Raw genomic sequence first — 25,806 nt, 5'->3', positions numbered from 1 at the left:
CTACTAGTCGCAGGCTCAATGTATTCAGTTGTGTGATTAGTAACCCTGTTCTTTAGGGCGTAAGATCGGAAAGTTCGCCTTGCTCGAGGATCAGCAGTGTTTCAGAGCCACGTTTCCCAAGGACGCGCGCTCACGTCGCCTATTGCACATGCACGTCCACCCATGCCGTCGTGCCTCGGTCCACCAAGGCTGCGCTCAGCATCGATAGCCATGCACAGTCTCCCAGACTCGCCCGATTCCCGAAGTGCATGGTGACCCGAGGAACGATGCGGGGCGGGCAGCGCTTAGCCTTCGGCGACCTAGCGACCGTGCATCGCGATTTGAGGCTGTCGTGAAGCCCTGCCACCAGTTCGGCGCGACAGCTGGCATGGTCGCCCCGGAATATGAAGGGACGGAGCCGGTAACGGCCCCGTCCCTTCATATTGACATCAGCGATCAGTTGGCAGCTTCGAAAGCGTCCAAGATCTCCGGCGGTATGCGTCCGCGGCTTGACACCTGGTGGCCGTTTTCCGCAGCCCACTCGCGAATCGCTTTCAGGTGGTCAGGGTCGCACTTACGAGAAACTCCCGACGAAGGTGCCGGCGAAGATCCCGACCGCGCTTTCCGCGCGTTCGATACATACTTGCCGAGTACCTTGTGTAGCTTCGACGTGTTGTCGGCAGACAGATCGATCTTGTAGTTCGCGCCATCGATTGAGAACCGGACGGTTCCTCCGTCACTGTCGCGCGGGGTACCGTCGATGTCGTTGACGAGCGTTACTTTCTGGGCCGCGAAATCCTCCGAGGTGAGTACGGCGTTATTGCCTGCGGATGATGCTAGAGGCGCCCGGAGAATGTCTCAAGCCAGAAGGAACGAAGTGCCGCCCAAGGTGAAATCAATTACTACAACGATCGGGCTCTACTTCTTCGGCCCGACGGTCGGCAAACCAGTAGTTTTGTAGCGCGCTCGCCGAGAAGCATCGACGTAGGGACGGAACGCCGCTCGGAGCTTCTGGCGGTTCTTCGGAGACAGGTCAATTTCGTAGACATCGTCGTCGATCGAGAACCGTACGGTCGAGCCGTCTGGTACCAGCAGTCCGTCGAGGTCATCAACAAGGGTCACTTTGATTGCCACTCACCTAGTGTGAGCCAACCACGGGCCCGGACACAATTGGGCACGACGCAGGCAGCTCAGCTCGCCAAGCGAGCATCGCGCCCGGCTCGTTAACGACGAGTGGTCTTGCTCACCGACGCGGGAGGTCGGCTTCCCACGGGTGCACGGCTGGGAGCCCAACACGGTCGAGCAGCGCCTGGGCGCGCATGGCGGGAGGAAGGAGAACGGGTGCGTCATCTGCAGACGAATCGAGTAGGTCCCAGCGGTCTTCGTATCCGGCCCAGGTGGGCAACGTGAAACGTGCCCGGTCGACCGGAGCGTAGCGCTTGCCGGCTGGAACCAAAGGGTCTGTGAGCCACGCCTGGTGCTGAATCCAGGCTGCGGCCGAGAGGACATTTCGTGGAACAACGAAGGCGCGCGGCGAGACGAGGTGCTTGGCCGGCAGCCATACAAAAATGAACCACTCGCGGTCCGTCAAGGCGATCGACTGTGACTTCGTCGTGATGGGCCAGCTCGTGTTCGACCCAGTGTCGTTTGCAGTCTTGACCTGAATCTCAACCACCCGGCGTTCCCCAGTGGTCTGCACAGCAAGGATGTCGGTCCGTTCAAGGCCGTCCCGCGTGAGAGCTACCGCCCAGTTCAACCGGCTGAGCATCGAGCAGGTCCAGTGCTCCCCTGCTCACTTCGTGAGCTTCGTATCAGCCATGGACGTCAGTCTCGCGCATCTGGCCGCCGACTCCCGACTGAGCGAGATATGGCCTCGCATTGCTCGGTGTCAACGCCCACGCAGGGCTGGATCCAGAAGGTGGATGTTCATCGACGGCCCGTCTGGGCCAACTGCTCACTCGGGGGAAGCGTCGTCCCCAAGGGTGCCGGGCAGACCGTCTTCGAGGTACGGAGTCCTGGGGCCGCCGACGCGGAACGGACGGAACCAGTCTTCGAACGCAAGGGACATTTCGCCGGCATCGTCGTAGGGTGCGCCGGACCAGGAGTTCTCGTAAAGGCGCTCGTGGTCGAGGTCTTCGAGAAGGATCCCCTCGAGACCGTCCCTCCACTCGTGCGGCAGGTCCAGCTCGTAGAGATCTTCGGCAACCTCGACCTTGTCGAGAATCAAGCGGACGGCGAGTTCCTCAGCGACACTGTTCGGCGCGCGCCACTCGGTCGCGAGGGCAGCCGTCACGGCTGCAGTGGTCAAGAGGAACCGACGTAAGAACCGGATGTCGTAACGGGCAAGAAACCGCTCCGGCAGCGCTCCGCGAATCCACGGTTCTTCGCCCCACGCCCCACCCTCCAGCGAGGCCAGGTCCGCGAAGCACTCGTCGATCACGATGATCGACGCGTTCCAGACGGCACCAAGGAGCAGATCGACCTGGAGCCGTTGGCGTCTGGAAGCAAACGCGTCTAGTGGTTCGTCCGGAGCAAAGTACAGCTCAAGCTCGTCGCGGATGCCGCCCACCGCTGAGGCGTGGTCCTGGAGCCACTGCTGGGTGCTGCGAAGCTCCGCGTCCATTGGATTGACCCACTCTCCTGTTGCCCTGAGACCGGATCATGTCGTTCCCTGTGGACGAGCGCAACTGCCCATCTGCGGCGGTCCCGCCACGGCTTGGGACCCGAACGCTCGCCTGCACGCGCTGCGGCGCGATGACGGTCCGCCGTCACCCAGTACCTTGGATGACGCGGCCGTGGAATGTCTCGCGCACGTCCGTCTCGGAGATCGCCGTCGGCATCAGCCGAATGAACTCGACTAGCGACCAGCCTCTGAGAGCATCTCGACAGGATCGCGGCCGATCGAGCCGGCGATCTTCTCGACGGAGCGAAGCGTAAGGTTGCGCTCCCCTCGCTCGACGCCGCCCATGTAGGTGCGGTGCACGCCCAGCTCGTCGGCGAAGGCTTCCTGGCTGAGACCGAGAGATTCGCGGTGGCGGCGCAGGTTGCGTCCGAAGACCTTCTGCAGCTCACCTTCCACGTCATCGAGCCTCCTGTGGTGCTACTTGAAGGTCTACATACTTATGAGTAGCATCACGACCACGGCGGGCCAGAGGGGCAGGCCTCGAGGCGCGAGGCGGGGTGATGAAATGAGCGGTGGCGACTTCGTCGGGGCGATGAACCCGACTACGCGGCTCTGGCGGCGAATGCGCTTCCAGCGTCTGCTGAAGACACTTCGCTGGCGAGGGTCCACACGAAAGTGACCTCCGCCTTCGGAAGCAGCCAGCCCGGGACATCCAGAGAGATCTCCCGGGCTGCAGTCTGTTCTGGGAGCCGAGACACGTGCGGACGCTGCGCTGCGGAGACCAGGTCAGTGACGCTCATGTGGGCGATGTCCGTATCGGTGTAGTCGAGGGTGAGCGACAGCCCCTTGGTCGGCTGTGCGATTGCGACGTAGAGACGGTGGCCGCTGCGCGGCGTGATGGTGCGGTAGACGTGACGGATGCGGACCATGCGGCCGTCGCGCACGGCGTCGTCACCGATCGCGACGGAGTACGTCTGGCCCGTCTTACGAGCGCTCCGACGGATTCTCTTCTCCTCGCCGTCAACGGTGAGTTGCAGAAGCTCAAAGGCGTCCCGGCTGCTGGCGTCGAAGCCCGGGCGCGGAGTCATGAACCAAGTTGAGGTCGATGGGATATCCGAGACCAGTTCGTGGAACTCATCTCGATCGGAGGTGCAGGCGAAGCGCTGGACGGGACTGCTGGGGATGACTGAGTACTCCCACGTGACCGTTACGACGAACCGAGGAACACCGAAGGTGTTCCCCTCCCCCGTAGAGGAGAGCCGTATCCGTACGTCCACGTCGTGCCAGCGCTCGGGAGCCCGGACGACGGTGTTGCGCAGATCGGCGTATATCTCACGGGCGAAGGCCGCATCGCCGAGGCGAAGCCCAAGGGCGTTGGTGGCTAGGTCATCCAGGAGTGCAGGGGTGGCCACTCGGCGGAGATCGTCCGGACTGGACGCGAAGCCACGAACGACGGCATCGGTGAAGTCAGGTGCCGACTCGGCCAGGAGCCGCCGAACCCGAGCGTCGTCGCGAGCATCTTTGTCACGCTGCGTCCAGAAATCGACAGCGACTCCAATTAGACCCGTCACCAGAACGGCGTCAGCTAAGCCGTCCAATACCACCACCACGATATGCGGCGCAGACGAACTCACATCGAGCCAGTTTCCGACAATCAGGAGACAAACACCAGCGCTTGCGGCGCAGAACCCGGCAATTGCCACCTTGAGTTTGTAGATTCGCGATAAGAGGCCAATAAGCATTACTGAAAGTATATCAAACTCATCATTAGCTGTAAACTACCTGGATTATCTAGTTGTACTGGTGCTCGCCTAAACGAAGGACGGGGCACCGCAGCGGGCGTGGTGCGACACCCAACGAAACGATTCGGTCGGGAGCCCGATTCGAAACAAGCCCGACGCTTCCTGGAAACAATCCACGCACCCGGGCTGAAATCTGCATGAGCACGAGGACGCTACAGCACACCAGCACCGCTCCTCGGTTCCTCGACACGCGCGAAGGCTGTCGCCAGACCGGTCCAACAGGAGTAACGTGATCATCATACGCACGTCCACTCTTCGGGAGAGGCCCAATAATAATGGTACCCTATCAAATCGCCTGGCGCTCAACGTTTTCCACTCCCGATAGTCAGTCGAATGACTCAGCTATCTGCTCGGACAAGTGTAACTCTATTGATACGATTAATGCTTCATGCTTTAATAGTTACATAAATGAACATGGAAGTACCGCATCATCAAGATCCCAAGGACAGAGAGGTGTATGTCTCAATGTCTAGGTTCGCGACCAGAAAAAACCGGCATCTTGACGAGCCTGATTCACTTGAATTCGAGCGAAATTCTCTCGATGACCAAACTGAAAGACTTTCATTCGAACTCGGTGAGATCGACCGAAATCTTCGAGTGCTAGAAACCATGAAAAAAATTGGATTAGGCGAGCGCGACATACTCGAAGTCCAAGCGGAGGAGCTTCCAGGACTAATCGGCTTAGCTCTACTTGCCGGAAAACGTAGCGAAGTGGCGGAAGGCCTTGCACGCTGGGCCGTTTTCTTCTCTTTACATCTTACCACGCTCGAGGATCTCGTGGGAGATATCAAGCAATCTGCGAGCGACAACGATCCAGCTGTTAGGAGCGCACTAGAGATGTCACGTTCAATGTTGAGTGCCGCCAACGCAATCGTTCCAGAAGACTAGTTCCCCGTTTTCTTCCTTTTTTCGGCAGCCTTGAAGGTTTCTGCGTCTGCCTTAGTGTGATCGGCTGCGCTCGCTGCGGAACTCGTCAGTTCAGCGCGTATGCCGCCTGGCAGCTCAATTGTAACTTTGGAACTATCAGGATTCAGTATGACGAGAGCCGCAAGAATAACCGCCGATAAAGATGGGCCAGCGACGAGAAGCCACGGCGGTACCGATCGTTCGGAGCAGGTCACAGTGCGTGACTTGTCTTCTGGTATTTCCACCTCGCTCGCAAAGCTGTACGACACGGTCTCTTTTAGTGTGCAGTACGAAGGATTGCCATCAGTAGAGACTGGCCAAGCGAAAAAGATAACGGCAGCGGTGTACAGAAGCAACGAAAACAGAAAGGCCCAAGCGAGGGCTCGCCGAAGAAATGACTCGCGCCAATACTTAGCCTGAGCTTCCTTAAACTCGATCCAGCGCTTCTCTACCTGCATCGTCCCATCATCTCAACTCTCGACTTAAGGCTCGAACACTGAAGCAAGGTAGATTGTAGCGAGCACAGTATTTACCTCACGCCGAAGAACAACACGATCAAAAGGCCCGTAGTTGTACTTCCACCCGCGTCCTGAAACTAAATCGACTCGTAGTTGGCAAACCTCAAGAACCAACTCGCCCACTTTATTCGTAGGTGCCCGATGACTGAGAAGGCGGCTCGTCGATACTCGATTCAGACTCCACTTTTCTTGCGCAGAAACTCCTGGATCACGGAGGCGTCTTACGCGCGCCGCTTCATCTGCCGGCGATCCGCGGTATGCGACTACTGGTCGCTCTAACCTCAACGCTCGAGCAGCCTCCGAGAGCTTGAATACGGAAGAAGTTGCTCTTGTGTAAAGAACTTGCTCATGAAGACGGCCTTTACTCTGTTGGTTCTGTAGCGTTCCAGCTGCACTACGAAATTCTTGCAGATACATAAAGTACCGAGTGAGCGCGACTGCAGCGCTATCGTCCGAGACTTTGAATTTCACCGAGTTCGCCGTTCTCTCATGTCGCCAACTACGACTCCTCCTATACTACTCGACGACGAGCTCTTGTGCTTCTCGGTTTCGTCTGGCGTGTCGGAGATGCCACGACGGTGCCATTGGCGAGGTGAAACGCACCTGCAGTCTCGGCATTGATGCCGTATCTGGTGCTGCCTAGCAAGATTATTACGCCGCTTCGGTCGCACTGCACCGATCAAATGGTCGCAATATAACGAGACGGAAGCAGATCAGACACAAGATCGTCCAGAATCGCGAACTTCGCGCACGGCCTCTCGGGCAGATGCGTCGAGCATGATCGGCGCAACACCCGAATGGTTGTCGGCAAAGCGCAGCTCGCCTGAAACGAGATTGTCCCCTTGACGAAGCGCGTCATCGATACCTCTGTGGGCCGGGCCGCTATTCGACACAGCTCGTCGACTTCGCGCCCGCATCAACCGGAGGAGCCTGGTTGGCATCGAAATCTTCTCCAGCCCGCTACCAGTTTGCACAGCACCACAGCCTGCCACCCAGCGGCAGTCCTAGCAATGCTTCCCGGCGAAATGCTACATCTAGCGCTGGCGGTTGATTCTGCCCGGAGCCTTGCGCTAGGAGTGCTGGCCTGCGAGCCTTGTGGCATGGATTGCCCACTCTGCGGATCCGCGACACGCGTTATACGTACTACAACTCCAGAATCCGACCGGCGCCTGATCGTGCGGGAACGACAGTGCCTCCAAACGCCCACACACCGATTCGCCACTGAGGAGCACGAGCGGCTGCAGATAGCCGACGTCGCGGTCCGCCAAACAGGGTCCGGGAAGATCACCCCGTACGAACGAGCAGTTCTTGAATCGGACCTTCGAAATGCCCTACTCATCAGGAGAGCATCAGATAGTGCGGTTGACGTACTTATTGACGAGATTCTTGATCGAGTAGAGCAACGAATAATGAGAAGGGAAGTGCCCACTACTGAGGTGCTGCCCGCGGAGAGAAGTCGTTTACTAGAACGCAGCGGAAGAATCGCGGAGGCCGATCCATTCAAAGCCGCTAGACTATCAGGTATTCGCGTCCTTGTTCCTGATTCCGCAATAGAGAGCGCCGTTGACTCCGAGTTGGCACGCTCCGATAAAAGAAGATCACAGCGTGTCCTCTACGCACTTTCCGTCAGAGGCCGCCAAGGGGGCACGAGAACCCATCCGGGGTGGAAAGATGCAGATTATGTCATCAACTGGCTTGCCAAGTCTTTCCCGGCCTTCGAGTTCGAGAATCCGCCCTCCAGGACGCGGGTGTCTACTGTAGAAATCACTGTACCAGTTGCCCGAGATCTCCCTGTAAGTGTCCTCAAGCGAGACGGAACACGTATGGACTTTGATTTTGGGCGATTCCGGCGCGCGGTATTCAAGGCAATTAAGGGCAGGCGAGACGAAGATGTCAAAACAGACGGAATAGTGTGGGCAACTTTGGCCCGACTGCAGGGCCAAAGCGTGATCACTTCAACACAGCCTTCTATCATCGGGCTCGAGATTATGCGCGCAACAGACGAAGTGGCGTATCTGTGTGCCGCGGTGAGAGTGAAGGGCCTCTCGTCCGTGAGAGACATATGGAACGAGGCGATCTCGCTGCGCTCACACCCTTCCGAGCGACTCCTGTTCCGAGTACCAACTACCCAGATCATCATCCCTCGCACTTTATAGAAATGCGGATAACTCAGCCGCCTCCTGCCCCTCCTGGACTTATTGCCCTAACGTATCCGTGATGATCTGTCTAGCTTTGGCTTCGAAGCACATAAGGGTACGTGAATTGTACTGAAGCCAACCTTTCCGTTCATGTCTCGGAGGGCCAACTCTCGGGGAAACCAGCGAACGGAAGTGAACGGTGCGGATGTTCCCCCGGCCATGCACCCCATGTGATCGTTGCCTCTGTCATAAAATTGCGTTGCGTCTGAACCTTCGCGACCAAGCGAGGATCTGCGAGCTGCGCGGCGAGCACCCATTGCGGCCAGACGGGCATTCGCCACTCGACGTCGATCTTGAACAGCCACTTTCCGGCAGGCTCTAGCTCGAACCCGTCGACATGCTGAAGCGCCCGTATGTAGCCAGTGCGGTCGCTTGGCGCGCTGAACTCGAAGGCTAGGTTCTCGAGTCGCTGGTCGTTAATCCAGACGGCCGGGGGGCTGTACTCCGACCCTGGGTCAGCATGCAGCGCGATGCTGGCGAGCACCCGGCTGCCGAACTGATAGATGGTTAGGTGCCCCCACGGGCGGAAGAACAATGCTTCGTCGCGGAAAAGCGTTGCGAGCTTGTCTGCTCCGCGGTCGCTGCGGCGAAGGCCAGTGCGCTCCTCGACGTGATGCGCAAGGGCATACGCCTCAAGCCGCTTGTTCAATGAGGTCCCTCGGAGGCCAACGCCGCTGGTCTCGAGGAAGGCGCGGATGTCGCCATCAGGTTCGACGCTGTAGCGCTTGAACATCTCGAAGAGGGTGGCATGCGCCTGTTCGACGCTGCCCATGCCGACAACACGGACCAGCGCTTCGCAGACTGCGACACGGTCCGGCTCGAACGCACCCTGCCCCTTTCGCAGCTCGCGGAGCTCGGTGCGCAGCTGCAAGCGCAGCGGATCATCGTTCACATCGCCATGGTGTCAGTTTCGTGTCAGTGACCGCAGGCCGCGCCGTGTCTGATCCTGGATCTACAGCGATCACCGGGTAGCCCACCTCGTCCACCCTCAGGGGTCGGCGGTGTCGACTCGCGCCAACGAGTCACCACCAGGCGCCCGGCCGCTACCACTCATCCATCTCCATGATGTCATTGAAGGGGACCGAATGCCACCCATCATCTTACGACTTAGAGCGAGCAGGGTCTCCTGCGTCGCTGCCGCCCTAGCCATGTTGTGCCTGAGCGGCTGCGCGGGACACGAGTTCGCCGACGGCCCAACGGCTGACCTCAAAGAGCGGCTGACGGTGTGTCCGCCGAGCGGCACGTACAACTCAATTGATCTCCTTGACGGCTCGGGCTCGTCTCAGGATCCGGTCCTGCTCGACGACCGCTGGGGCGCTGTCCGTGCGCACCTGATTCAGGCTGCCGTATGCGGCGGTCATGCACGAGTCGTCGTTGGTTCGTCATCATCTGCCACGTCCGTCATCCTGCTGGACACGGATCTCGAGCCTGCTGGAGCGACCGAGAACGCTCGCCTGCGCCGTGTCGAGGAGCTGGTCGATGCCAACCTTGCGACAGCGAAGGAGGCCTACAACACCGCACTGCCGGAGCTCGACACAGGCGGCACTGACATGACGGCCGCGTACTTCTCACTCGCTGACTACATCACGGAGCGGGACAGCGTTGTTGGTGAGCAGGTGTACAGCGCCCAGGTCGAAACGGACGGGATCCAGAACGTGGGCATCGACCTCAGCGCCCCATCCTTGAGTGTCGAGTCGTCCGAGGCGCTCACTTCGTCCGTCCATCTGCCACAACTCGATGAGCGCATTTCAGTTACATTTCTCGGCATCGGGAAGGTGGCCGGGACCGAGCAGCCGTCGACCGATTACGTCAACGGTCTGAAGGCCTTCTGGTCAGCGACGTGCAAGGCAACTGGCGCCGGGTCGTGCACGGTCCTGACCGACTTTGGCGGAGGATCCCAGTGAGCCTACGAGGACTGGCGTTCCATTCTTCATCCGAGTCCGAGCAGGCTGCTGACCTCGCCGACGGCATCGCGCTACAACGGATCGATGAAGCGGTCGCTACCGCACGGCCGTCCTCGATCGCGGAGACGTACGTCGAGGAGGAGTACGACGCGTTCTCGGGCGCGCAGCCGCCTTCCTGGGCGGCAAGCAGCGAGGCTGCGTCGCGTGAGGACGATGTCCGTGCCGCCGGTCTCGAGTATCAGGCCGAGAAGGCGCGCGAGGCGTCGGCCGGCAACGATGTGGTCCTCGCTGACTCCCGAACGCAGCTCACCGCGGCCAGGCAGGCGCTGTCGCCGTTCGTGCGGCGGAAGCCGCATGCGGGCCGTTGGTACGTCGGGTGCTGGTTCGGCTTCGTCGGTGGCGATGTCGCGGGGATCGCTGGTGCGGCCATCTATTTTGGAGAGATCCCGGAGCTGGCGGTCATCCAGGCCGTGTCGGTCGGGCTCGCCGCTGTGTCGGCCGGCTCTGTGGGCGGAGACCTCCGTGATCTCCGCCTCGCTGCCAGGCGGGAGAAGGACGCGGAGGAGCTGTCGGCTGACTTGCAGCCGTTCGGTCACCTGTTCACTGGTGTGGACCCGGGTGCTCGCTTCGTCAAGCTCGCCGGTGGGACGGCTGGGTGCGTGGCGGCTTCGATCTCGATCGGGATCTTCGGATTGCGCTCGAGTATCGAGGGGCCGCTCGCGGGCCTGATCTACGGCGGGTTCGCGCTGGCGGTCGCGGCCGGGTCGTTCCTCAACGCCTGGGCGTACTCGGACGAGGTCGATGACCTCCTCGGTTCGTTCGAACAGCGCTATCAGAAGGAGTTGCGTCGTTCAGCGCAGCTCAGCAGCGCTCGATCGTTGGTGCACTACGCCGAGCATGCGCGGCGAGCAGAATCAATACGAGACGAGCACCGAGAGCGCGGGAAGGCCGCGGTCTTCTCCTACGCCGCGCTCAAGGCACGGATCCTGCGCCGTAACCCCGGCGTCGTCGGTCATGGTCGTGCAGCCGAGCCCGTCGGACGCGTCACCGCGCCCGCGAAAGATCGGGGGCGTCCTTGAGCGTCATCGCTCTGGCAAGTTCGCAGCTCGCCCAGGCACATCTCGTCCGTCCTGGCCTGCATTCGTTCGGAAGTGGTGCAGGGCGGCCTCCACGTGGTCCCCGAATCCAGCTCAGCCATCCGGGCGGGCCGTGCCGCGGAAAGTCGCTGACCACCGTGATCGCAGACGATTCCGGCTCCGTCATTGGACCGGCCGGCGTCGACCCGGTCTCCAACCGCTACCAGGAGTGCAAGCTCGCCTTCCGCCGCATCGCGTCGGCGGGCGTCGGACGCGACGAGCTCGGGGCAGTCCTGCACTTCGACGTCCCAACGTCGGGCGATGTGCCGCCGGTGCGACTTAGCCAGGCGGGGCTGCGCTTCATCGAGCACGGGCTGCGCACACCCCTGGAAGCTCGAGGCAGTTCCATCCTCGGGCCGTCGCTGCTGGCGGCCCGGCGGCTGGCGGCAAATCGGCCGGAGCATCTGGCGACGCTGGTGGTGCTGTCGGACTTCGAGCTATTCGACACTGAACCGGCGGAGACCCTTCGCCGCTTGTCGGAGTTCCCTGGCGACGTTCATGCGGTGGTCCTCGGGGGCGGCGGGCCGACCGACGCCGACTTCGGTAACAACACCCTTATCACCCGGATCTCCTCCGACAACGAGCCCGGTGCGGTCGCCCGTGCGGTTCTCGGGTCGCTCGCGAAGCACCGCCGCAGCTGATCCAACTGTGACCGAAGTGACCGTTTTCCACAGGGTGTTGTAAAGAAAGCGTCAACGGCTGTGGATACCGCTGCGGCCACCTCTGGTATCTGAGGTCCGGCTTTCTCGTCGCTTGTATTCCGCTGAAGGTTCGGTCTTTACGGATCGGCGTTCATGCCTCGTAATACGGGGTAGTTCGCGGCAGTCAAGCGTAAGCCGTATTTGTCGCGCCGAAATAGTACTCATCCCCTCTTGAAAGGAGACCCCTCCCCTATGCCTACAGACACGCCTCAGAAGTTCTCGACGATCCTGGCGGACCCGCCGTGGAATATAGAGCAGACCGGACGCCTCGGCGCCGCCCAGCACTACACCCTCATGAGCCTGGACCACATCAAGGCGATGCCGGTCGAAGCGCTGGCAGCGGAGAACGCGCATCTCTGGCTTTGGGTGACGAACGCGACGCTGGAGCACGGCTACGACGTGATCCGCGCCTGGGGCTTCACCCCGCGCTCACCACTCACCTGGATCAAGCCCCGCATCCTCCTGGGCAACTACCTCCGCAACGCCACCGAGCATCTCCTCTTCGCCACGAAGGGTAAAGCGCCGGTGCGATACAAGTCGCAGCCGACCTGGATGTTCGCGCCGCTCCAGGCGCACTCTCACAAGCCCGAAGAGCAGTTCGCCGTGATAGAGCGCATCTCTGATGGCCCGTACCTCGAGCTGTTCGCTCGTCGTCGCCCACCGTCGAACGCCGACTGGTCCGTGTGGGGGAACGAGGTCGACTCCGACATCTCGATTCCGGGATACCCCGTTCCGTCCGACTGGACGCCGACGCAGCAGAAGACCGCACCTGTAAAGGGGCCAGAACGATGAGAGGGAAGCAGTATGTCCGAGAAGAGGAACGCCTCTTGGCTTTCGAGCGCACTGCGTGGAGCCGTCGTCCTGTGTGGAATCGCCGTGCTCGTGTCGATCGCAGCCCGACTCCTGCTCGAGGTCTGGTGGATCGTCGCGGTCGCCCTCGCGGTCGGCTTCGGCCTGTGGCTACTCGTGCGCTTCATCCGCAGGAACGACCTGTGACCCAGCAGACCGGCGCAACCAGCGCGCGGGCGGAAGGCGGGCGACATGGCCGGCCGTAAGCAGAAGCCGGGCACGTCCGCGTCGAGTCAGGTGCGCGTGCAGCCGATCTGGAACCAGCCGATCGACCGCCGCAAGTTCGCCCGCGCCGTCATCGCTCTCGTCCTCTGGCAGATGGAACACGACCCGGCGAAGCAGCGCTCAGCTGCGGACGAGGAGTCGACCGACAGCCACCAGACGGAGGGGACTTCGGATGCATAGCGCGCCATCAGTGATCTGGAGAGAGGTGCACTGGAATCGGCCTCTTGCCGTCGACAATGCCATGGAGCTTCTGCAGCGGATCGCGACCGAACCGTCGCTCGGCGCGGTCCGCCTCGAAGCCCGCGCCAGTGCGGCTGGCATCCGCTGGCTCATCGGCCTCGAGAAGTCACAGATCGGCACCGGCACCGCCATGGTAAAGCAACTCACCGGCGCTCGACTGACCGCGCTAGCCGGTCCCCGTGTCGCGGTGGTCAGTGCCGGCCGGGTCGGACTCCGACACCCAGCGCTCAGCCTCACCACCGAGCGAATCGGCGCAATCACCCGGTCGGTGCTGGCGGCGCTCGCGCAGGCGAATCGGGACGGCGACAAGCTCGTCGTGCAAATCGTCTTGGGCGCTCGGAGGGGCCCACATCTGGTCCCGGAACGAGTCGAGGATCCGCGGCGGGCCTGGTGGCAGCTCCTCTGGGGCACCCCTCAGGCACCGACCGAGGTCCGCAGCTCGCTGAAGCAGCGCGCCTCCCAGCACGGCTTTCGCGTGGAGATACGTATCGGTGCCGCTGCAGCGACGCCCGAGGGACAGCGGTCCTTACTGACCTCCCTCTTCGGAGCGCTGCGTGTCGCCGAAGCGGCCGGGACCCGGTTACATCTCGATGGGCTATCCCCAGCCTCCGTCAACGCAGCGCGCAGACCGGTCAGCTACCGACTCGCCCTGTCGGTCCCGGAACTCTTGCCGCTACTGGGCTGGCCGCTCGGCGACGGTCCGTTGCCCGGGCTTCCCGCCGAGCATCCCCGGCTTCTGCCCGCCTCACCCGGCCTCAAGGACGGCGGACGAGCCTTCGCGACAACGACGGCACCCGGCGTTGTCCAGTCGGTCGGGATCCCGATTCAGGACGCCGCGTTCCACACCGCTCTGCTCGGCCCGACCGGATCAGGCAAGTCGACGGCGCTGTTGTCGCTGATCGTCGCCGACATGGTCGCTGGTCGCCCAGTGCTCGTCGTCGATCCAAAGGCCGACCTCGTCCGCGACGTCCTCGAACGTGTCCCCAAGCACCGGCGCAGCGACGTCGTCGTGATCGACCCACTCTCCGATCAGCCCGTCGGCATTAATGTCCTGTCCGGAGCCAACCGCAGCCCTGAACTAGTGGCCGACTCACTCATGGCTGCGTTGAAGGGGATCTTCGACAACTGGGGCGTCCGCTCGGAAGACGTCCTCGGCTCCGCCCTGCTCACACTTGCCCGCACCCCCGGAGCGAACCTGCTCTGGCTGCCGACCCTCCTCACCGACCCGGCGTTCCGGCGCAAGATCACGAGCCGTATCGACGACCCACTGGGCGTCAGCGCCTTTTGGGCTAGGTACGAAGCGCTCACTCCGCAGCAGCAGGCCCTCGAGATCGGGCCCGCCATGAACAAGCTGCGGAGCTTCCTCATCCGCCCGGGAATGCGTGCCGTCCTCGGACAGTCCAGTTCCCGCTTCGATCTCTCGGAGCTGTTCACGAAGAAGAAGATCGTGCTGATCTCGCTCAACAAGGGCCTACTCGGCCCGGAATTTGCCCGACTCCTCGGCTCCCTGGTCGTGGGTTCGCTTTGGCCGATCATCCTCGGTCGCAGCGCCCTACCTCAGGAGAAGCGCACCATCGCGTCGCTCTATATCGACGAGGTCCAGGACTACCTCGCCCTCCCCGCCTCTGGCGACCTCGCCGATGCCCTCGCGCAGAGCCGGTCGCTCGGCGCCGCCTGGCACCTTGCCCACCAGTACCGCGACCAGCTCCCGGCCGCGATGCGTTCTGCGATCGACACGAATGCCCGCAGCAAGATCGTCTTCGGCCTCGAGCAGGCGGACGCTGCAGCGCTCGCGAAGACCACCCGCGACCTGAGCGCCGAAGACTTCCAGCTCCTGCCAGCCCATCACGTCTACGTGAATCTCCGTCAGCAGGGACAGCAGACCGGCTGGTTCTCCGCCGCCACCCAGCCGCCACCTCCTGTGACGTCGGATCCGATCGAGATCCGCCAACAGAGCGCCGAGCGCTACGGCCGTCCCGTAAGCGAGATCGACGCGGCGCTCCGCCGCGACCTACACCTCGACCAGCAGGCCAACACCGCTCCGCGCGACACGAGTACCGAGCCAGTCGGGCGGAGGAAGCGCGCATGACGCACGTCTCCCACACCGATAAGCAGAGACCCGTCGTCAGACTCGTCGCTCTCCTGAACACGCCCGTACTCGCCCGACAATCCGTCACATCCGCTCCCCTTGTGGCTATGACTCACCCACCGTTCCGGTGGGTACCCGGCCCTCGCCCAGGACGATACCTATGAGCGGCCAACGAAGACGAACCGGGGCAGAGCAGAGGCCGACCGAGCCGGAGCAGGCAGTCCTCCGATTCCTGCTCGAGCAGCGCTACGCCACCAGCCGACAGCTCGCCCGAGCCGCCCGCGCCAGGTACGGCAGCGACCGCTCTGCCGCCCGCCAAACCAACCGACTCCTGCAGAAACTCGGAAGCGTCGGCCTCCTCCATGTCCTCCCCCGCACCGTCGGAGGACACGCGCACGGTTCCAGCGCCGGCATCTGGACCATCACCAACCGCGGCGCCCGGCTCGCAGGGAATAGCAACGCGGACCCCGAGCAAAGGAAGAAGCGCTACCGACGTGATCAGTACCCGTCCCTCACGTTCCTCGAGCACACCCTCGCCATCTCAGAACTCCGCGTCCAACTCGCCGAACTCGAAGACAGCAAGCGGCTCAAGGTCGAGAGCATCACGCCGGAGCCCACCTGCTGGCGGCCCTACCTCGGCCCCGCCGGGCAACGACTGTTTCTCAAGCCCGACCTCGCCGTCATCACCAGCACCCCCGACGGGTACGAGGATCACTGGTTCCTCGAAGTCGACCTCGCCACTGAGAACCCGGCCCGCATCGCCGCCAAGTGCCGCCAGTACCAGCACTACCGGCGCAGCGGCCTCGAACAACGACGCACCGGCCTCTTCCCCGCCGTCGTCTGGATCACCCCCACCACCCGGCGACGCGACCAACTCACCCACCGCATCACGTCCGAGCCCGGCCTCGACGACCAGCTGTTCACCGTTATCAGTCTCGACGAATTCCAGCCACTGCTCCGCGCCGGCGCCTCCAACTACAACACCAGAAAGGAACACCCCAATGACTAACCCCGAACACCCACGACCAGAGACCTCGTCAGCCGAGGGACTCGCGCCCAGCGCGCAGGAACTGAGCGAAGACCCTGCGTTCGTCGCCGAGTTCGCCACGCTCATAGAAGCCATCAACGCCATCGTCGACGCTCTCGGTTGGGACCCCGAGCTCATCCCCGAGCATGACCCGGCCCGGCCCGACCCCGTGCTCGAAATGCTTTACCGCGACGTCTTCGACGTCCGCGAGTACCCAGACCGCGTCCTCATCTACCGACACCACCACCGACCACTCCCCCGCACCCACAACCCCGCGGGGACAGAAAGGAGGACCTCATGACCTCGCCCGAACAAGAATCACCGCACGAGCGGCAACGGCCGCGCCATCGCCGCTCCGAAGCGGAAGAAGACATCGCACTCCACTTCCGCAACCGACCCGACTGGCGAGACGACGAGTTCATCGCACGCGCCATGCAGAGCCACCCCGAAGCGCTCGCCGCCTACCTCCAGCTCCCCGACGTCGACCCGAACTCCACAAGCCTCTTCGAAGACTTCGGCGACATATTCTTCTCGCAGTACGACAGCCTCGACGAGGCCATCGACGACCAGATCGAGAGTCTCGGCTGGAACGACGCCCTCACCGCCTTGCAGCGGGACTGGGGCATCACGCCCGACGAACTCCAGTGGAACTACGCCGCGATCGAACGCCGCTTCCGAGAGACAGTCGACGTTATCTACTACCGGGACAAGGTCTATATCTTCCACCAGTAGAAAGCCCGCCACCGATACAAGTCATCTAAGCGGGTGGGCAGAAAAGAGAACCCCAACATGACAACACCAGAACAGCATCAACACCCCGACACCCACGAAGCACGACCTGCCGAGCGCGCGGACAACTACGACCGAGCGAATGCAATGACCGCCTTCTTGCAGGTCTTCGACTCGACGACCGACCCGCGCACCTTCGACGCCGAGTTCGAGGACAGCTTCTTCGGCGAGTACCCGAGCGTCCGGACCGCTCTCGACGAGCACATCGCCGGGCTCGGCTGGCGCACCGCCCTCGCCCAGTTCCGCCAAGAGCAGGGCATCGCTGACCACGACCTCCGCTGGAACTTCGAATCGATCGAGATCCAGTTCCGCGAGATCTTCGACATCGTCCACTACGCAGACCGGGTCTACGTCTTCCATAGATGAGAGATGACTTCATGCCAGTAGCTACCCAGCCACAGAAGCACCACATCGAGGTTCCTTTCGATCCCGCGATGGCTCCTCTGACTGTAGCGATTTCCGCAACACAGGCCGATCGGGGGTCATTGGCCGACGATTCGGAAGAGGATCGACTGTCGTTACAGAAAAGACTCGACTCTGCGCGCGTTCAGAGCGTTAATCAGAGCGCTATGACACTCTCACCGCTTCTCGCCACCCCTACCCTGAGCCCTCAGCCGGCCACCCCCGACCCCCTCTCCGTGATCGGCGAGATGCTGACGCCGAAGGTCGCGGTCCTCTACCTCCGCGTGTCGACCGCTCGTCAGGCGCAGCGCGGTGATGAGAAGGAGGGGTTCTCGATCCCTGCGCAGCGGGAGGCGAACCGGAAGAAGGCTCAGTCGATGGGCGCCATGGTCGCCAAGGAGTTCGTCGACCGCGGAGAGTCCGCGAAGACAGCAAACCGTCCGGCGCTTCAAGAGATGCTCGAGTACATCCGTGAGCACTCGGTCGACTACGTCGTCGTCCACAAGGTCGATCGCCTCGCCCGCAACCGCGAGGACGACGTCGAGATCATGAAGCAGCTGACCGCCGCAAATGTGGCCCTGATCTCCGCCACGGAGAGCATCGACCAGTCCCCATCCGGCGCGCTTCTTCACGGCATCATGTCGTCGATTGCAGAGTTCTACTCGCGCAACCTCGCTCACGAGGTCACCAAGGGAATGACGCAGAAGGTTCAGAAGGGCGGGACACCCGGACGGGCACCGCTCGGGTACCTCAACGTTCGCGAGTTCGACAGCGACGGCCGCGAAAGCCGCACGGTTCGCCCAGACGCTGACCGCGCTCCGCTCATCTCCTGGGCCTTCCACCGCTACACCGAGCCCAACGTCAGCCTGTCCCAGCTCGCGCTTGAGCTCGCTCAGCGCGGGCTCACCACGCGGCGGACCCCGCAAGTTCCCTCCCGGGCCCTCACCGATACCGATCTCCACAAGATTCTGACCAACCCCTACTATCTCGGCCTCGTCTCTTTCGCCGGAGCGACCTACGCCGGCAAGCACGAGCCCCTGATCGACCAGGAGACGTGGGACAAGGTGCAGGACGCACTGCAAGCGCGCCGCTCCGGCGAGCGCCGACGTCGACACGACCACTACCTCAAGAGCACGGTGTACTGCGGGAACTGTCACAACCGCCTGATCGTGCAGATGACGCGGTCGAAGTCGGGCGAGATCTACCCCTACTTCTACTGCTCCGCGCGTCAGGCGAAACGGAACGACTGCACGCAGAAAGCGGTCCTCATCCACGTCGTAGAGGAGAAGATCGTCGAGGAGTACCAGAAGCGTCTCCGGCTCGACCGCATCGCCCGAGACGACCTTGAGCGGCTGTTTCATGACGAGCTCGTGGCCACTCGCGGCGATTCCGAGCGGCAACGCGCGCAGATCAGGACCGATCTGGAGCGGCTCGAACGCGAACAGCTTCGCCTCCTCCAGGCGCACTACGCAGACGCGATCCCCCTCGACCTCTTCAAGTACGAGCAAGACCGCATCCGCACAGAGCGGACGATCGCCGAGCGCGCCGAAGCACGCCTCACTCAGGACGTCGCGGACGTCGAGCACGCCATCCAGCTCGCCCTCGACGTCACCATGGAGTGCGCCACCCAGTACGAACGCGCTCCCGATCACATCAGGCGTCTTTTCAACCAGGTCTTCTTCGAGCGGGTCCTCGTGCACACGGACGAGACGATCACGGCAGAACTGAACGAGCCGTTCGCAACGATCACGTCGCAAGTGGTCCAGGCGAGCGCGCACGAAAAAAGCACCACTCCTAGGAGTGGTGCTCGGACTCTTACCAGCCTCTTGGAGGCCGGCGACGGCGCGAACGCGCCGATTTTCTGCGGCAAGGGTTTTAGTAACGACACTTTGGTGCCCCTGGAGGGACTCGAACCCCCAACCTGCTCCTTAGGACGGAGTCGCTCTTCCATTGAGCTACAGAGGCTGGCCGAGCCAGTGTACCCGCCGTGCCCCGCCCCCCGCGAAGCGACGACAGGGCCCCACCACAACGCCAGCGAAGCACGCCACGCCCTCGTCGCGGCGACTGCGCGGCACACCCCTCTTGACACGAAGGCCTCCCGCCTCCATGGTTAGTTACAACACCAACTAACCACCCAACCCAGCACCGAAGGAGCCCGCGTGGACGACTCCCGCCCGCTCTTCCTGCAGATCGCCGAGCAGATCGAGAACGACATCATCGACGGCGCACTGCCGGAGGAGTCGCAGGTCCCGTCGACCAACGAGTTCGCCGCGTTCCACCGCATCAATCCGGCCACCGCCGGCAAGGGCGTGAACCTGCTCGTCGACGACGGGGTGCTCTACAAGAAGAGGGGGATCGGCATGTTCGTCGCCGAGGGGGCGCGCGACCGGCTGGTCGAGAAGCGCCGCACGCAGTTCCGCGACCAGTTCGTCGCTCCGCTGCTCGCCGAGGCCGCCAAGCTCGGCCTCAGCACCGAGCAGCTCGCCGACATGATCACAGAAGGGGGATCGCGATGAGCGCGGTCATCGAGGTCCACGACCTCACCAAGCACTACGGACGCATGCGCGCCGTCGACGGCATCGGCTTCGCGCTGGAGGAGAACCGCATCCACGGCCTCCTCGGCCGCAACGGCGCGGGCAAGACGACGCTGATGTCGCTGCTCACCGGCCAGGAGTTCGCCAGCTCGGGCGAGATCCGCGTCTTCGGGCAGTCGCCGGTGGAGAACGCCGCCGTCCTCTCCCGCACCTGCTTCATCAAGGAGAGCCAGAAGTACCCGGACGACTTCAAGGTGAAGCACGTCCTGCGCAGCGCCCCCTGGTTCTTCGACGGCTGGGACGAGGCGTTCGCCCGCGAGCTCGTCGAGGACTTCCGCCTCCCGGTCGACCGCAAGATCAAGAAGCTCTCCCGCGGACAGCTCTCGGCGATCGGAGTGATCGTCGGCCTGGCCTCCCGCGCCCCGCTCACGTTCTTCGACGAGCCGTACCTGGGGCTGGACGCCGTCGCCCGGCAGCTGTTCTACGACCGCCTCCTCCAGGACTTCGCCGAGCACCCGCGCACGGTCGTCCTCTCCACCCACCTCATCGACGAGGTCAGCAGTCTGCTCGAGCACGTCCTCGTCATCGATCGGGGCCGCCTCGTCGTGGACAGCGACGCGGAGGAGCTGCGCGGGGCTGCGGCGACCGTCATCGGACCCCGGCAGGCCGTCGAGTCGTTCACCGCCGGACGCGAGGTCATCGCCCGCTCCGCTCTCGGCAGCCGCGCCTCGGCCACGCTCCCCCGGCTCGACGACGCCGGCCGCGCCTCCGCCGCCCGCCACGGGCTCGAGCTCGAGTCCGTCCCCCTCCAGCAGCTCGTCGTCCAGCTCACCACCGGGAAGGCCTCGGAATGACCGCCCTCACCGGCGCCCCCGCGCGCCACGACACCGCCGCCGGCCGCCTCGGCAGCATCGTCCGCCTGCACTTCGCGAACCCCGCCACCATCCTCTACACGCCGCTGATCATCACGGCCGTCATCCTGTCGGGCAACCTGGTCGTCTGGTGGCTGATCCTCCGCGGGCTCGACTCCGGCGAGCGCCTCGAGGCGCAGGAGGGGATGACCTACTCCGGCGCGTCCTTCTTCCTCTTCGTCTACATGATGGTCGTGGCCGTCCAGTCGGTGAACGTCACCTTCGGCCTCGCCCTCGGCTACGGCGCCACCCGCCGCGACTTCTCCCTCGGCACGGCCCTCACCTTCGTCGCCCTCTCGGTCTTCTACACCGGCGTCTTCGTGGTCCTCGGGATCGTGGAGCGGGCGACCGACGGCTGGGGCTTCGGCGGCAGCTTCTTCCGCTCGATCTACTTCGGCGGGGATTCCGTGGGCGAGCAGGCCGTCGCGGTGCTCTGCGCCCTGCTCTTCTTCTTCTTCATCGGAGCGGCGACGGCGGCGGTCTACGTGCGCTGGCGCCAGCGCGGGATGCTGCTCTTCTTCGGGATCCTCGGCGCCCTCCTGCTGGCCGTGATCACCCTCCTCACGCTCACCGAGAACTGGCCCGCCGTCGGCTCCTTCTTCGGCAGCGTCGGATACGCGGGCGGCTACGCCCTCTCGCTCATCCCGACCGCGATCGCCGGAGTCGCGGGCTGGGCGATCCTCCGCCGCGCCACCCCGCGCAGCAGCTGACACCACCGCCACCGATCCGAGAGGACCGACCATGACCGCCCCCGCCCGCCACTCCGCCTCCCCGCGGAGGATCCTCTCCGTCCTGAGGCTCCACCTCGCCCACCCCGGGACGGTCCTCGGCTGGCCGCTGCTCGTCCTGCTCGCCGTCCTCGCCGGCAACCTCGTGATCTGGTGGCTCGTCCTCCGCGGGATCGGGGCCGAGCGGGGCGGCGGCGACTCGGGCATCCTCCTCGTGGGGCCGGGGATGCTGATCGTCGTCTTCCTCTTCATCGGCTCCATCCAGGCCACGACCGCCACCTTCGGGCTGGCGCTGAGCTACGGAGCGACCCGACGCGACCACGTCCTCGGCAGCGCCCTCGCCTTCGCGGCCCTGTCGGTGCTCTGGGCGGCGATCGTCGTGGCCCTCGGGGCGATCGAGGAGGCGACCGGGGGCTGGGGGCTGGGTGGCGCGCTCTTCCTCGCCTCCCCCCTCGACGGTCCGTGGCACGAGCGCTTCGTCGTCCTGCTCTGCTCCCTCCTCGCCGCCTTCGCCCTCGGGGGAGCAGCGGGAGCGGTCTTCCTCCGCTGGCGGGAGCGCGGGGTGACGGCCTTCCTCCTCGCCCTCGGAGCGGTGGCACTCGCGGTGGTCGTCGTCGTCGCTCTCGCCGGGGGCCGGCCGGTCGTGGTGGACGTCCTCGAGAGCGCGGGCACCGCCGGAGCCGCCGCTCTGCTCCTCGTCCCCGCCGCGCTCCTGACGGCGGTGGGCTCGCTGGTCCTCCGCCGGGCGACGCCGCGCGGCTGACCTCCTCCGGAGCCGGGCCTGCAAGGCCCTTCCGCCCCGGGCGTCCGGATGCCAGCGTGGGCACATGGCCGACTCCCCCGCTCCGTCTCTCCTGCCCGTCCCCGAGCACAGCTGGATCGCGCGACCCGCCGACGCCGAGCTGACCCAGGACACTCTCGACACGGTCGACGCCTGGTGGCGCGCCGCGAACTACCTCGCGGTCGGGCAGATCTACCTGCTCGCGAACCCGCTCCTGAAGACCCCGCTGAGCCGCGAGGACATCAAGCCCCGCCTGCTCGGCCACTGGGGCACCACCCCCGGCCTCAACCTGATCTACGCGCACCTGAACCGCGCGATCCGCGAGCGCCGCCAGCCGACCCTCTACATCACCGGCCCCGGCCACGGCGGACCGGGCATGGTCGCCAACGCCTACCTCGACGGCACCTACAGCGAGATCTACTCGCACATCGACGAGTCGGAGGAGGGGCTGCGCCGCCTCTTCCGCCAGTTCAGCTTTCCCGGGGGCATCCCCAGCCACGCCGCCCCCGAGACTCCGGGCAGCATCCACGAGGGCGGAGAGCTCGGCTACGCGCTGAGCCACGCGTACGGAGCGGCCTTCGACAACCCGGACCTCCTGGTCGCGGCGGTCGTCGGCGACGGCGAGGCCGAGACCGGCCCGCTCGCCACCAGCTGGCACTCCAACAAGTTCGTGAACCCGCTCACCGACGGCGTCGTCCTGCCGATCCTGCACCTCAACGGCTGGAAGATCGCGAACCCGACCGTCCTCGCCCGCATCCCGCAGGAGGAGCTCGACAGCCTCCTCCGCGGGTACGGCCACGAGCCGTTCCTCGTCGAGGGCGGCTTCGACGGCGAGGACCCGATGCGCGTGCACGAGCGGTTCGCCGACGTCCTGGACACGGTGCTCGACCGCATCGCGGCGATCAAGGAGCGCGCCGCCGCCGGCGACCTCTCACGCCCGGCCTGGCCGATGATCGTGCTGAAGACCCCGAAGGGCTGGACCTGTCCGACCGAGATCGACGGCGTCCAGGTGGAGGGCACCTACCGCTCGCACCAGGTCCCGCTGCCCAACGCGCGCGACACGGAGGCGCACACCCGGCTCCTCGAGGACTGGCTCCGCTCCTACCGGCCCGAGGAGCTCTTCACCGAGGAGGGCGGCGTGGTCGACCGCGTCCGCTCGCTGGCCCCCGAGGGCGAGCTGCGGATGAGCGCGACCCCGCACGCGAACGGCGGGCTGCTGCGGCAGCCCCTCGACCTGCCCGACTTCCGCCGCTACGAGGTCGTCGTGGAGCAGCCGGGTGGCACCGTCGCGGAGGCGACGAAGGTGCTCGGCGAATGGCTCGCCGACGTCATCCGCGCCAACCCGACCAACTTCCGCCTCTTCGGGCCGGACGAGGTCGCGAGCAACCGGCTGCAGTCCGTCTACGCCGCCACCGACAAGCAGTGGGACGCCGAGCTCAGCCCCCTCGACGACCACCTGGCTCGCGCCGGGCGGGTCATGGAGGTGCTCTCGGAGCACCAGTGCCAGGGCTGGCTGGAGGGCTACCTGCTCACCGGCCGCCACGGGCTCTTCACCTGCTACGAGGCTTTCATCCACATCATCGACTCGATGTTCAACCAGCACGCGAAGTGGCTGGACGGCACCCGCGACATCGAGTGGCGCCGCCCGATCGCGAGCCTCAACTACCTGCTCTCGAGCCACGTCTGGCGCCAGGACCACAACGGCTTCAGCCACCAGGACCCGGGCTTCATCGACCACGTCGTCAACAAGAAGCCCGAGGTCGTGCGCGTCTACCTGCCCTTCGACGCGAACACGCTCCTCTCGACCTACGACCACTGCCTCCGGAGCGTCGACTACGTTAACGTGGTCGTCGCCGGGAAGCAGCCCTCGCCCCAGTGGCTCACGATGGCGGAGGCGGTCGCCCACTGCACGCGCGGACTCGGCATCCTGGAGTGGGCGAGCAGCGAGCGGCAGGGCGAGTCCCCGGACGTCGTGCTCGCCTGCGCGGGCGACGTCCCGACCCTCGAGACCCTCGCGGCGGTGAGCATCCTCCGCGAGAAGCTGCCGGACCTCGCGATCCGCACGGTCAACGTGGTCGATCTGATGCGCCTGATGTCGGAGTCGGAGCACCCGCACGGCCTCTCCGACCGCGAGTTCGATGCGGTCTTCACCCCCGACCGCCCGATCGTGTTCGCGTACCACGGCTATCCGTGGCTCATCCACCGCCTGACCTACAAGCGGACCGGCCACGGCAACCTGCATGTGCGCGGGTACAAGGAGAACGGCACCACCACCACTCCCTTCGACATGGTGATGCTCAACGACCTCGACCGCTACTCGCTGGTGATCGACGTCATCGACCGGACCCCCGGCCTCGGCGCCCGCGCCGCCGGTCTCCGCCAGGAGATGCAGGACGCCCGCATCCGCGCCCGCGCCTACACCCGCGAGCACGGCGAGGACATCCCCGAGGTCGCGAACTGGACCTGGGCCGGCGAGCGCTCCGGCAACGCCAGCGCCAACACCGGCAACGACAACGAGTAACGCTGGGCCGCACCCGACGCCCCTCTCCTGACGGGTCGCGGTCGTGTCGCTGGCAAGGCGGAGGAGGAAGCGATACCGGCGGTATCGCGCCCGACGACAACGCCGCCAGCGGCGCGACCGCGGCCCGTCAGGCGGCGGGAGCCAGGTAGTCGTCCCAGTCGGGCTGCGTCCGCTCCGCGCCGCGCACGAGCCAGGAGCCGGCGCGCGGCATCCGGGGGACGGTGCGCAGACGCCATCCCATCTCGTGCGGGGTGCGGTCGCTCTTGACGTTGTTGCAGCGCTGGCAGCAGGCGACGAGGTTCTCCCACGTGTCCCGGCCCCCGCGCGACTTGGGCTGGATGTGGTCGATCGTCGCCGCGTGCTGACCGCAGTATCCGCAGCGGTGGTTGTCCCGGCGGAGCACGCCCCGGCGCGATACCGGCACACTCCGGCCGCTCGGGATGCGCACGTACCGGGTCAGCACGATCACCGAGGGCCGCACGTGGTCGCCGTGCGCGCTGTGCACCGGATTGCCCTCGTCCGCGGCGATCACGGTCGCCTTCTCCGTCATCAGCAGGACCAGGGCCCGCTTGAACGACACCACCGCGAGCGGCTCGTAGCCGGCGTTGAGAACCAGAGTGCGCATCAGTGACCTCCGTGCTGTCGCACGCCGTCGCGCGAAGGCGCCGCGACCACGAGCAAGGGCGCCGTCGTGATGACGGCGCCCTGCGAGGCCGCGGCGGAGTGCCGCGCGATGACGTGGAGTCGTATCCGCGTGTCGGAGGAGTGCACCGCCGCGGTGAGGACCCGCGCGCGTATCGAATCGGCCGGCCGCACGCGCGAGCGCAGCCCCACGCTGTGGCGCCCGCTCCGCTCGGCCATCCCGGCACTCCGTCCCTCGACGAATCGATCCGCTCGCCACGCGAGCGAACTGAGGTTCAGGTTAACCCTTCACGCCCGGAAC

At 64.5% G+C, this 25,806-nt stretch carries 25 protein-coding genes, 1 tRNA gene and 1 pseudogene; 17 read left to right on the top strand and 10 right to left on the bottom strand.

From position 1 onward, the window contains the following. Positions 1-435 precede the first annotated feature (435 nt). The 6 genes from C5B95_RS07185 to C5B95_RS07165 all read right to left on the bottom strand — a co-directional run bounded on the left by C5B95_RS07185 (position 436) and on the right by C5B95_RS07165 (position 4,344). The gene (locus C5B95_RS07185) at positions 436-834 is read right to left on the bottom strand and encodes an Lsr2 family protein (protein ID WP_104348857.1); all 399 of its coding nucleotides are present in this window, start codon (positions 832-834) and stop codon (positions 436-438) included. Between the two features lie 63 nt (positions 835-897). After that, positions 898-1,113 carry a histone-like nucleoid-structuring protein Lsr2 gene (locus tag C5B95_RS07180; protein ID WP_104348810.1) on the bottom strand — a complete coding sequence of 72 codons (216 nt, stop codon included), beginning with the start codon at positions 1,111-1,113 and terminating at the stop codon, positions 898-900. A gap of 109 nt (positions 1,114-1,222) precedes the next feature. Next, positions 1,223-1,654, bottom strand: a complete 432-nt coding sequence (locus C5B95_RS17085) for a hypothetical protein (protein WP_146076512.1) — start codon at positions 1,652-1,654, stop codon at positions 1,223-1,225. Between the two features lie 279 nt (positions 1,655-1,933). Further along, positions 1,934-2,602, bottom strand: a complete 669-nt coding sequence (locus C5B95_RS07175; protein ID WP_104348809.1) for a hypothetical protein — start codon at positions 2,600-2,602, stop codon at positions 1,934-1,936. A gap of 234 nt (positions 2,603-2,836) precedes the next feature. Further along, positions 2,837-3,058, bottom strand: a complete 222-nt coding sequence (locus tag C5B95_RS07170; RefSeq protein WP_104348808.1) for a helix-turn-helix domain-containing protein — start codon at positions 3,056-3,058, stop codon at positions 2,837-2,839. A gap of 146 nt (positions 3,059-3,204) precedes the next feature. Continuing rightward, a complete protein-coding gene (locus C5B95_RS07165) occupies positions 3,205-4,344 on the bottom strand; it encodes a hypothetical protein (protein ID WP_146076511.1) in 1,140 nt (379 codons plus the stop codon). Positions 4,345-4,812: 468 nt separating this feature from the next. Between C5B95_RS07165 and C5B95_RS17080 the strand changes: the two genes are divergently transcribed. Continuing rightward, positions 4,813-5,292, top strand: a complete 480-nt coding sequence (locus tag C5B95_RS17080) for a hypothetical protein (protein WP_146076510.1) — start codon at positions 4,813-4,815, stop codon at positions 5,290-5,292. On the opposite strand, the gene C5B95_RS17075 is transcribed toward C5B95_RS17080, so the two are convergent. Continuing rightward, entirely contained in the window at positions 5,289-5,768 is a 480-nt protein-coding gene (locus C5B95_RS17075; RefSeq protein ID WP_146076509.1) for a hypothetical protein, read from the bottom strand. The genes C5B95_RS17080 and C5B95_RS17075 overlap by 4 nt on opposite strands. A gap of 2,346 nt (positions 5,769-8,114) precedes the next feature. Further along, positions 8,115-8,918: a hypothetical protein gene (locus tag C5B95_RS07160; protein WP_146076508.1), complete on the bottom strand. Its 804-nt coding sequence runs from the start codon at positions 8,916-8,918 to the stop codon at positions 8,115-8,117. A 193-nt stretch (positions 8,919-9,111) separates the two neighbouring features. Here C5B95_RS07160 and C5B95_RS07155 point away from each other — a divergent pair, with 193 nt between their 5' ends. The 11 genes and pseudogenes from C5B95_RS07155 to C5B95_RS18060 form a co-directional block, all read left to right on the top strand. Further along, positions 9,112-9,930 carry a hypothetical protein gene (locus C5B95_RS07155; protein WP_146076507.1) on the top strand — a complete coding sequence of 273 codons (819 nt, stop codon included), beginning with the start codon at positions 9,112-9,114 and terminating at the stop codon, positions 9,928-9,930. Continuing rightward, positions 9,927-11,009: a hypothetical protein gene (locus C5B95_RS07150; protein WP_104348804.1), complete on the top strand. Its 1,083-nt coding sequence runs from the start codon at positions 9,927-9,929 to the stop codon at positions 11,007-11,009. Before C5B95_RS07155 ends, C5B95_RS07150 begins: the two co-directional genes overlap by 4 nt. A gap of 155 nt (positions 11,010-11,164) precedes the next feature. Beyond that, a complete protein-coding gene (locus C5B95_RS07145; RefSeq protein WP_104348803.1) occupies positions 11,165-11,707 on the top strand; it encodes a hypothetical protein in 543 nt (180 codons plus the stop codon). A gap of 252 nt (positions 11,708-11,959) precedes the next feature. Then, positions 11,960-12,559 (top strand): MT-A70 family methyltransferase, encoded by a 600-nt coding sequence (locus tag C5B95_RS07140; protein WP_104348802.1) that lies wholly within the window; start codon positions 11,960-11,962, stop codon positions 12,557-12,559. Positions 12,560-12,808: 249 nt separating this feature from the next. Then, positions 12,809-13,021 (top strand): hypothetical protein, encoded by a 213-nt coding sequence (locus C5B95_RS07135; protein WP_104348801.1) that lies wholly within the window; start codon positions 12,809-12,811, stop codon positions 13,019-13,021. A gap of 61 nt (positions 13,022-13,082) precedes the next feature. Further along, positions 13,083-15,170: a type IV secretory system conjugative DNA transfer family protein gene (locus C5B95_RS07130; RefSeq protein ID WP_104348800.1), complete on the top strand. Its 2,088-nt coding sequence runs from the start codon at positions 13,083-13,085 to the stop codon at positions 15,168-15,170. A 160-nt stretch (positions 15,171-15,330) separates the two neighbouring features. After that, positions 15,331-16,179 (top strand): replication-relaxation family protein, encoded by an 849-nt coding sequence (locus C5B95_RS07125; protein ID WP_104348799.1) that lies wholly within the window; start codon positions 15,331-15,333, stop codon positions 16,177-16,179. Next, complete coding sequence (locus C5B95_RS17070; protein WP_146076505.1) at positions 16,172-16,498, top strand: hypothetical protein; 327 nt, start codon at positions 16,172-16,174, stop codon at positions 16,496-16,498. The genes C5B95_RS07125 and C5B95_RS17070 overlap by 8 nt, the downstream gene beginning before the upstream one ends. Then, positions 16,495-16,929, top strand: coding sequence for a hypothetical protein (locus C5B95_RS07115; RefSeq protein WP_104348797.1), 435 nt, complete (start codon positions 16,495-16,497; stop codon positions 16,927-16,929). The genes C5B95_RS17070 and C5B95_RS07115 overlap by 4 nt, the downstream gene beginning before the upstream one ends. A 144-nt stretch (positions 16,930-17,073) precedes the next feature. Next, complete coding sequence (locus tag C5B95_RS07110) at positions 17,074-17,352, top strand: hypothetical protein (RefSeq protein WP_104348796.1); 279 nt, start codon at positions 17,074-17,076, stop codon at positions 17,350-17,352. Next, positions 17,349-18,632, top strand: a pseudogene (locus C5B95_RS18060) (recombinase family protein); the annotation flags it as partial. The gene C5B95_RS07110 and the pseudogene C5B95_RS18060, both read left to right, overlap by 4 nt. Positions 18,633-19,278: 646 nt before the next feature. Here the strand turns inward: C5B95_RS18060 and C5B95_RS07095 are convergent. Next, positions 19,279-19,353 (bottom strand) — tRNA-Arg (locus C5B95_RS07095). 194 nt (positions 19,354-19,547) lie between these two features. On the opposite strand from C5B95_RS07095, the gene C5B95_RS07090 reads away from it, so the two are divergent. The 5 genes from C5B95_RS07090 (at position 19,548) to C5B95_RS07070 (ending at position 24,863) form a co-directional block, all read left to right on the top strand. Beyond that, positions 19,548-19,904: a GntR family transcriptional regulator gene (locus tag C5B95_RS07090; protein ID WP_104224613.1), complete on the top strand. Its 357-nt coding sequence runs from the start codon at positions 19,548-19,550 to the stop codon at positions 19,902-19,904. After that, positions 19,901-20,776, top strand: coding sequence for an ABC transporter ATP-binding protein (locus tag C5B95_RS07085; protein ID WP_104348795.1), 876 nt, complete (start codon positions 19,901-19,903; stop codon positions 20,774-20,776). The genes C5B95_RS07090 and C5B95_RS07085 overlap by 4 nt, the downstream gene beginning before the upstream one ends. After that, positions 20,773-21,543, top strand: coding sequence for an ABC transporter permease (locus C5B95_RS07080; protein ID WP_104258198.1), 771 nt, complete (start codon positions 20,773-20,775; stop codon positions 21,541-21,543). The genes C5B95_RS07085 and C5B95_RS07080 overlap by 4 nt, the downstream gene beginning before the upstream one ends. A gap of 31 nt (positions 21,544-21,574) precedes the next feature. Then, a complete protein-coding gene (locus C5B95_RS07075) occupies positions 21,575-22,324 on the top strand; it encodes a hypothetical protein (protein WP_104348794.1) in 750 nt (249 codons plus the stop codon). Positions 22,325-22,388: 64 nt separating this feature from the next. Then, the gene (locus C5B95_RS07070; RefSeq protein ID WP_104348793.1) at positions 22,389-24,863 is read left to right on the top strand and encodes a phosphoketolase; all 2,475 of its coding nucleotides are present in this window, start codon (positions 22,389-22,391) and stop codon (positions 24,861-24,863) included. A 127-nt stretch (positions 24,864-24,990) separates the two neighbouring features. Here the strand turns inward: C5B95_RS07070 and C5B95_RS07065 are convergent, their stop codons facing one another. Continuing rightward, positions 24,991-25,488 (bottom strand): HNH endonuclease, encoded by a 498-nt coding sequence (locus tag C5B95_RS07065; RefSeq protein ID WP_104224608.1) that lies wholly within the window; start codon positions 25,486-25,488, stop codon positions 24,991-24,993. Positions 25,489-25,806: the final 318 nt, after the last annotated feature.

This window comes from Rathayibacter sp. AY1A7, from assembly GCF_002930845.1.
GTDB lineage: Bacteria > Actinomycetota > Actinomycetes > Actinomycetales > Microbacteriaceae > Rathayibacter.
Note: the sequence above shows the minus strand (reverse complement) of the source record. Positions and strands in the feature narration are given on the sequence as shown.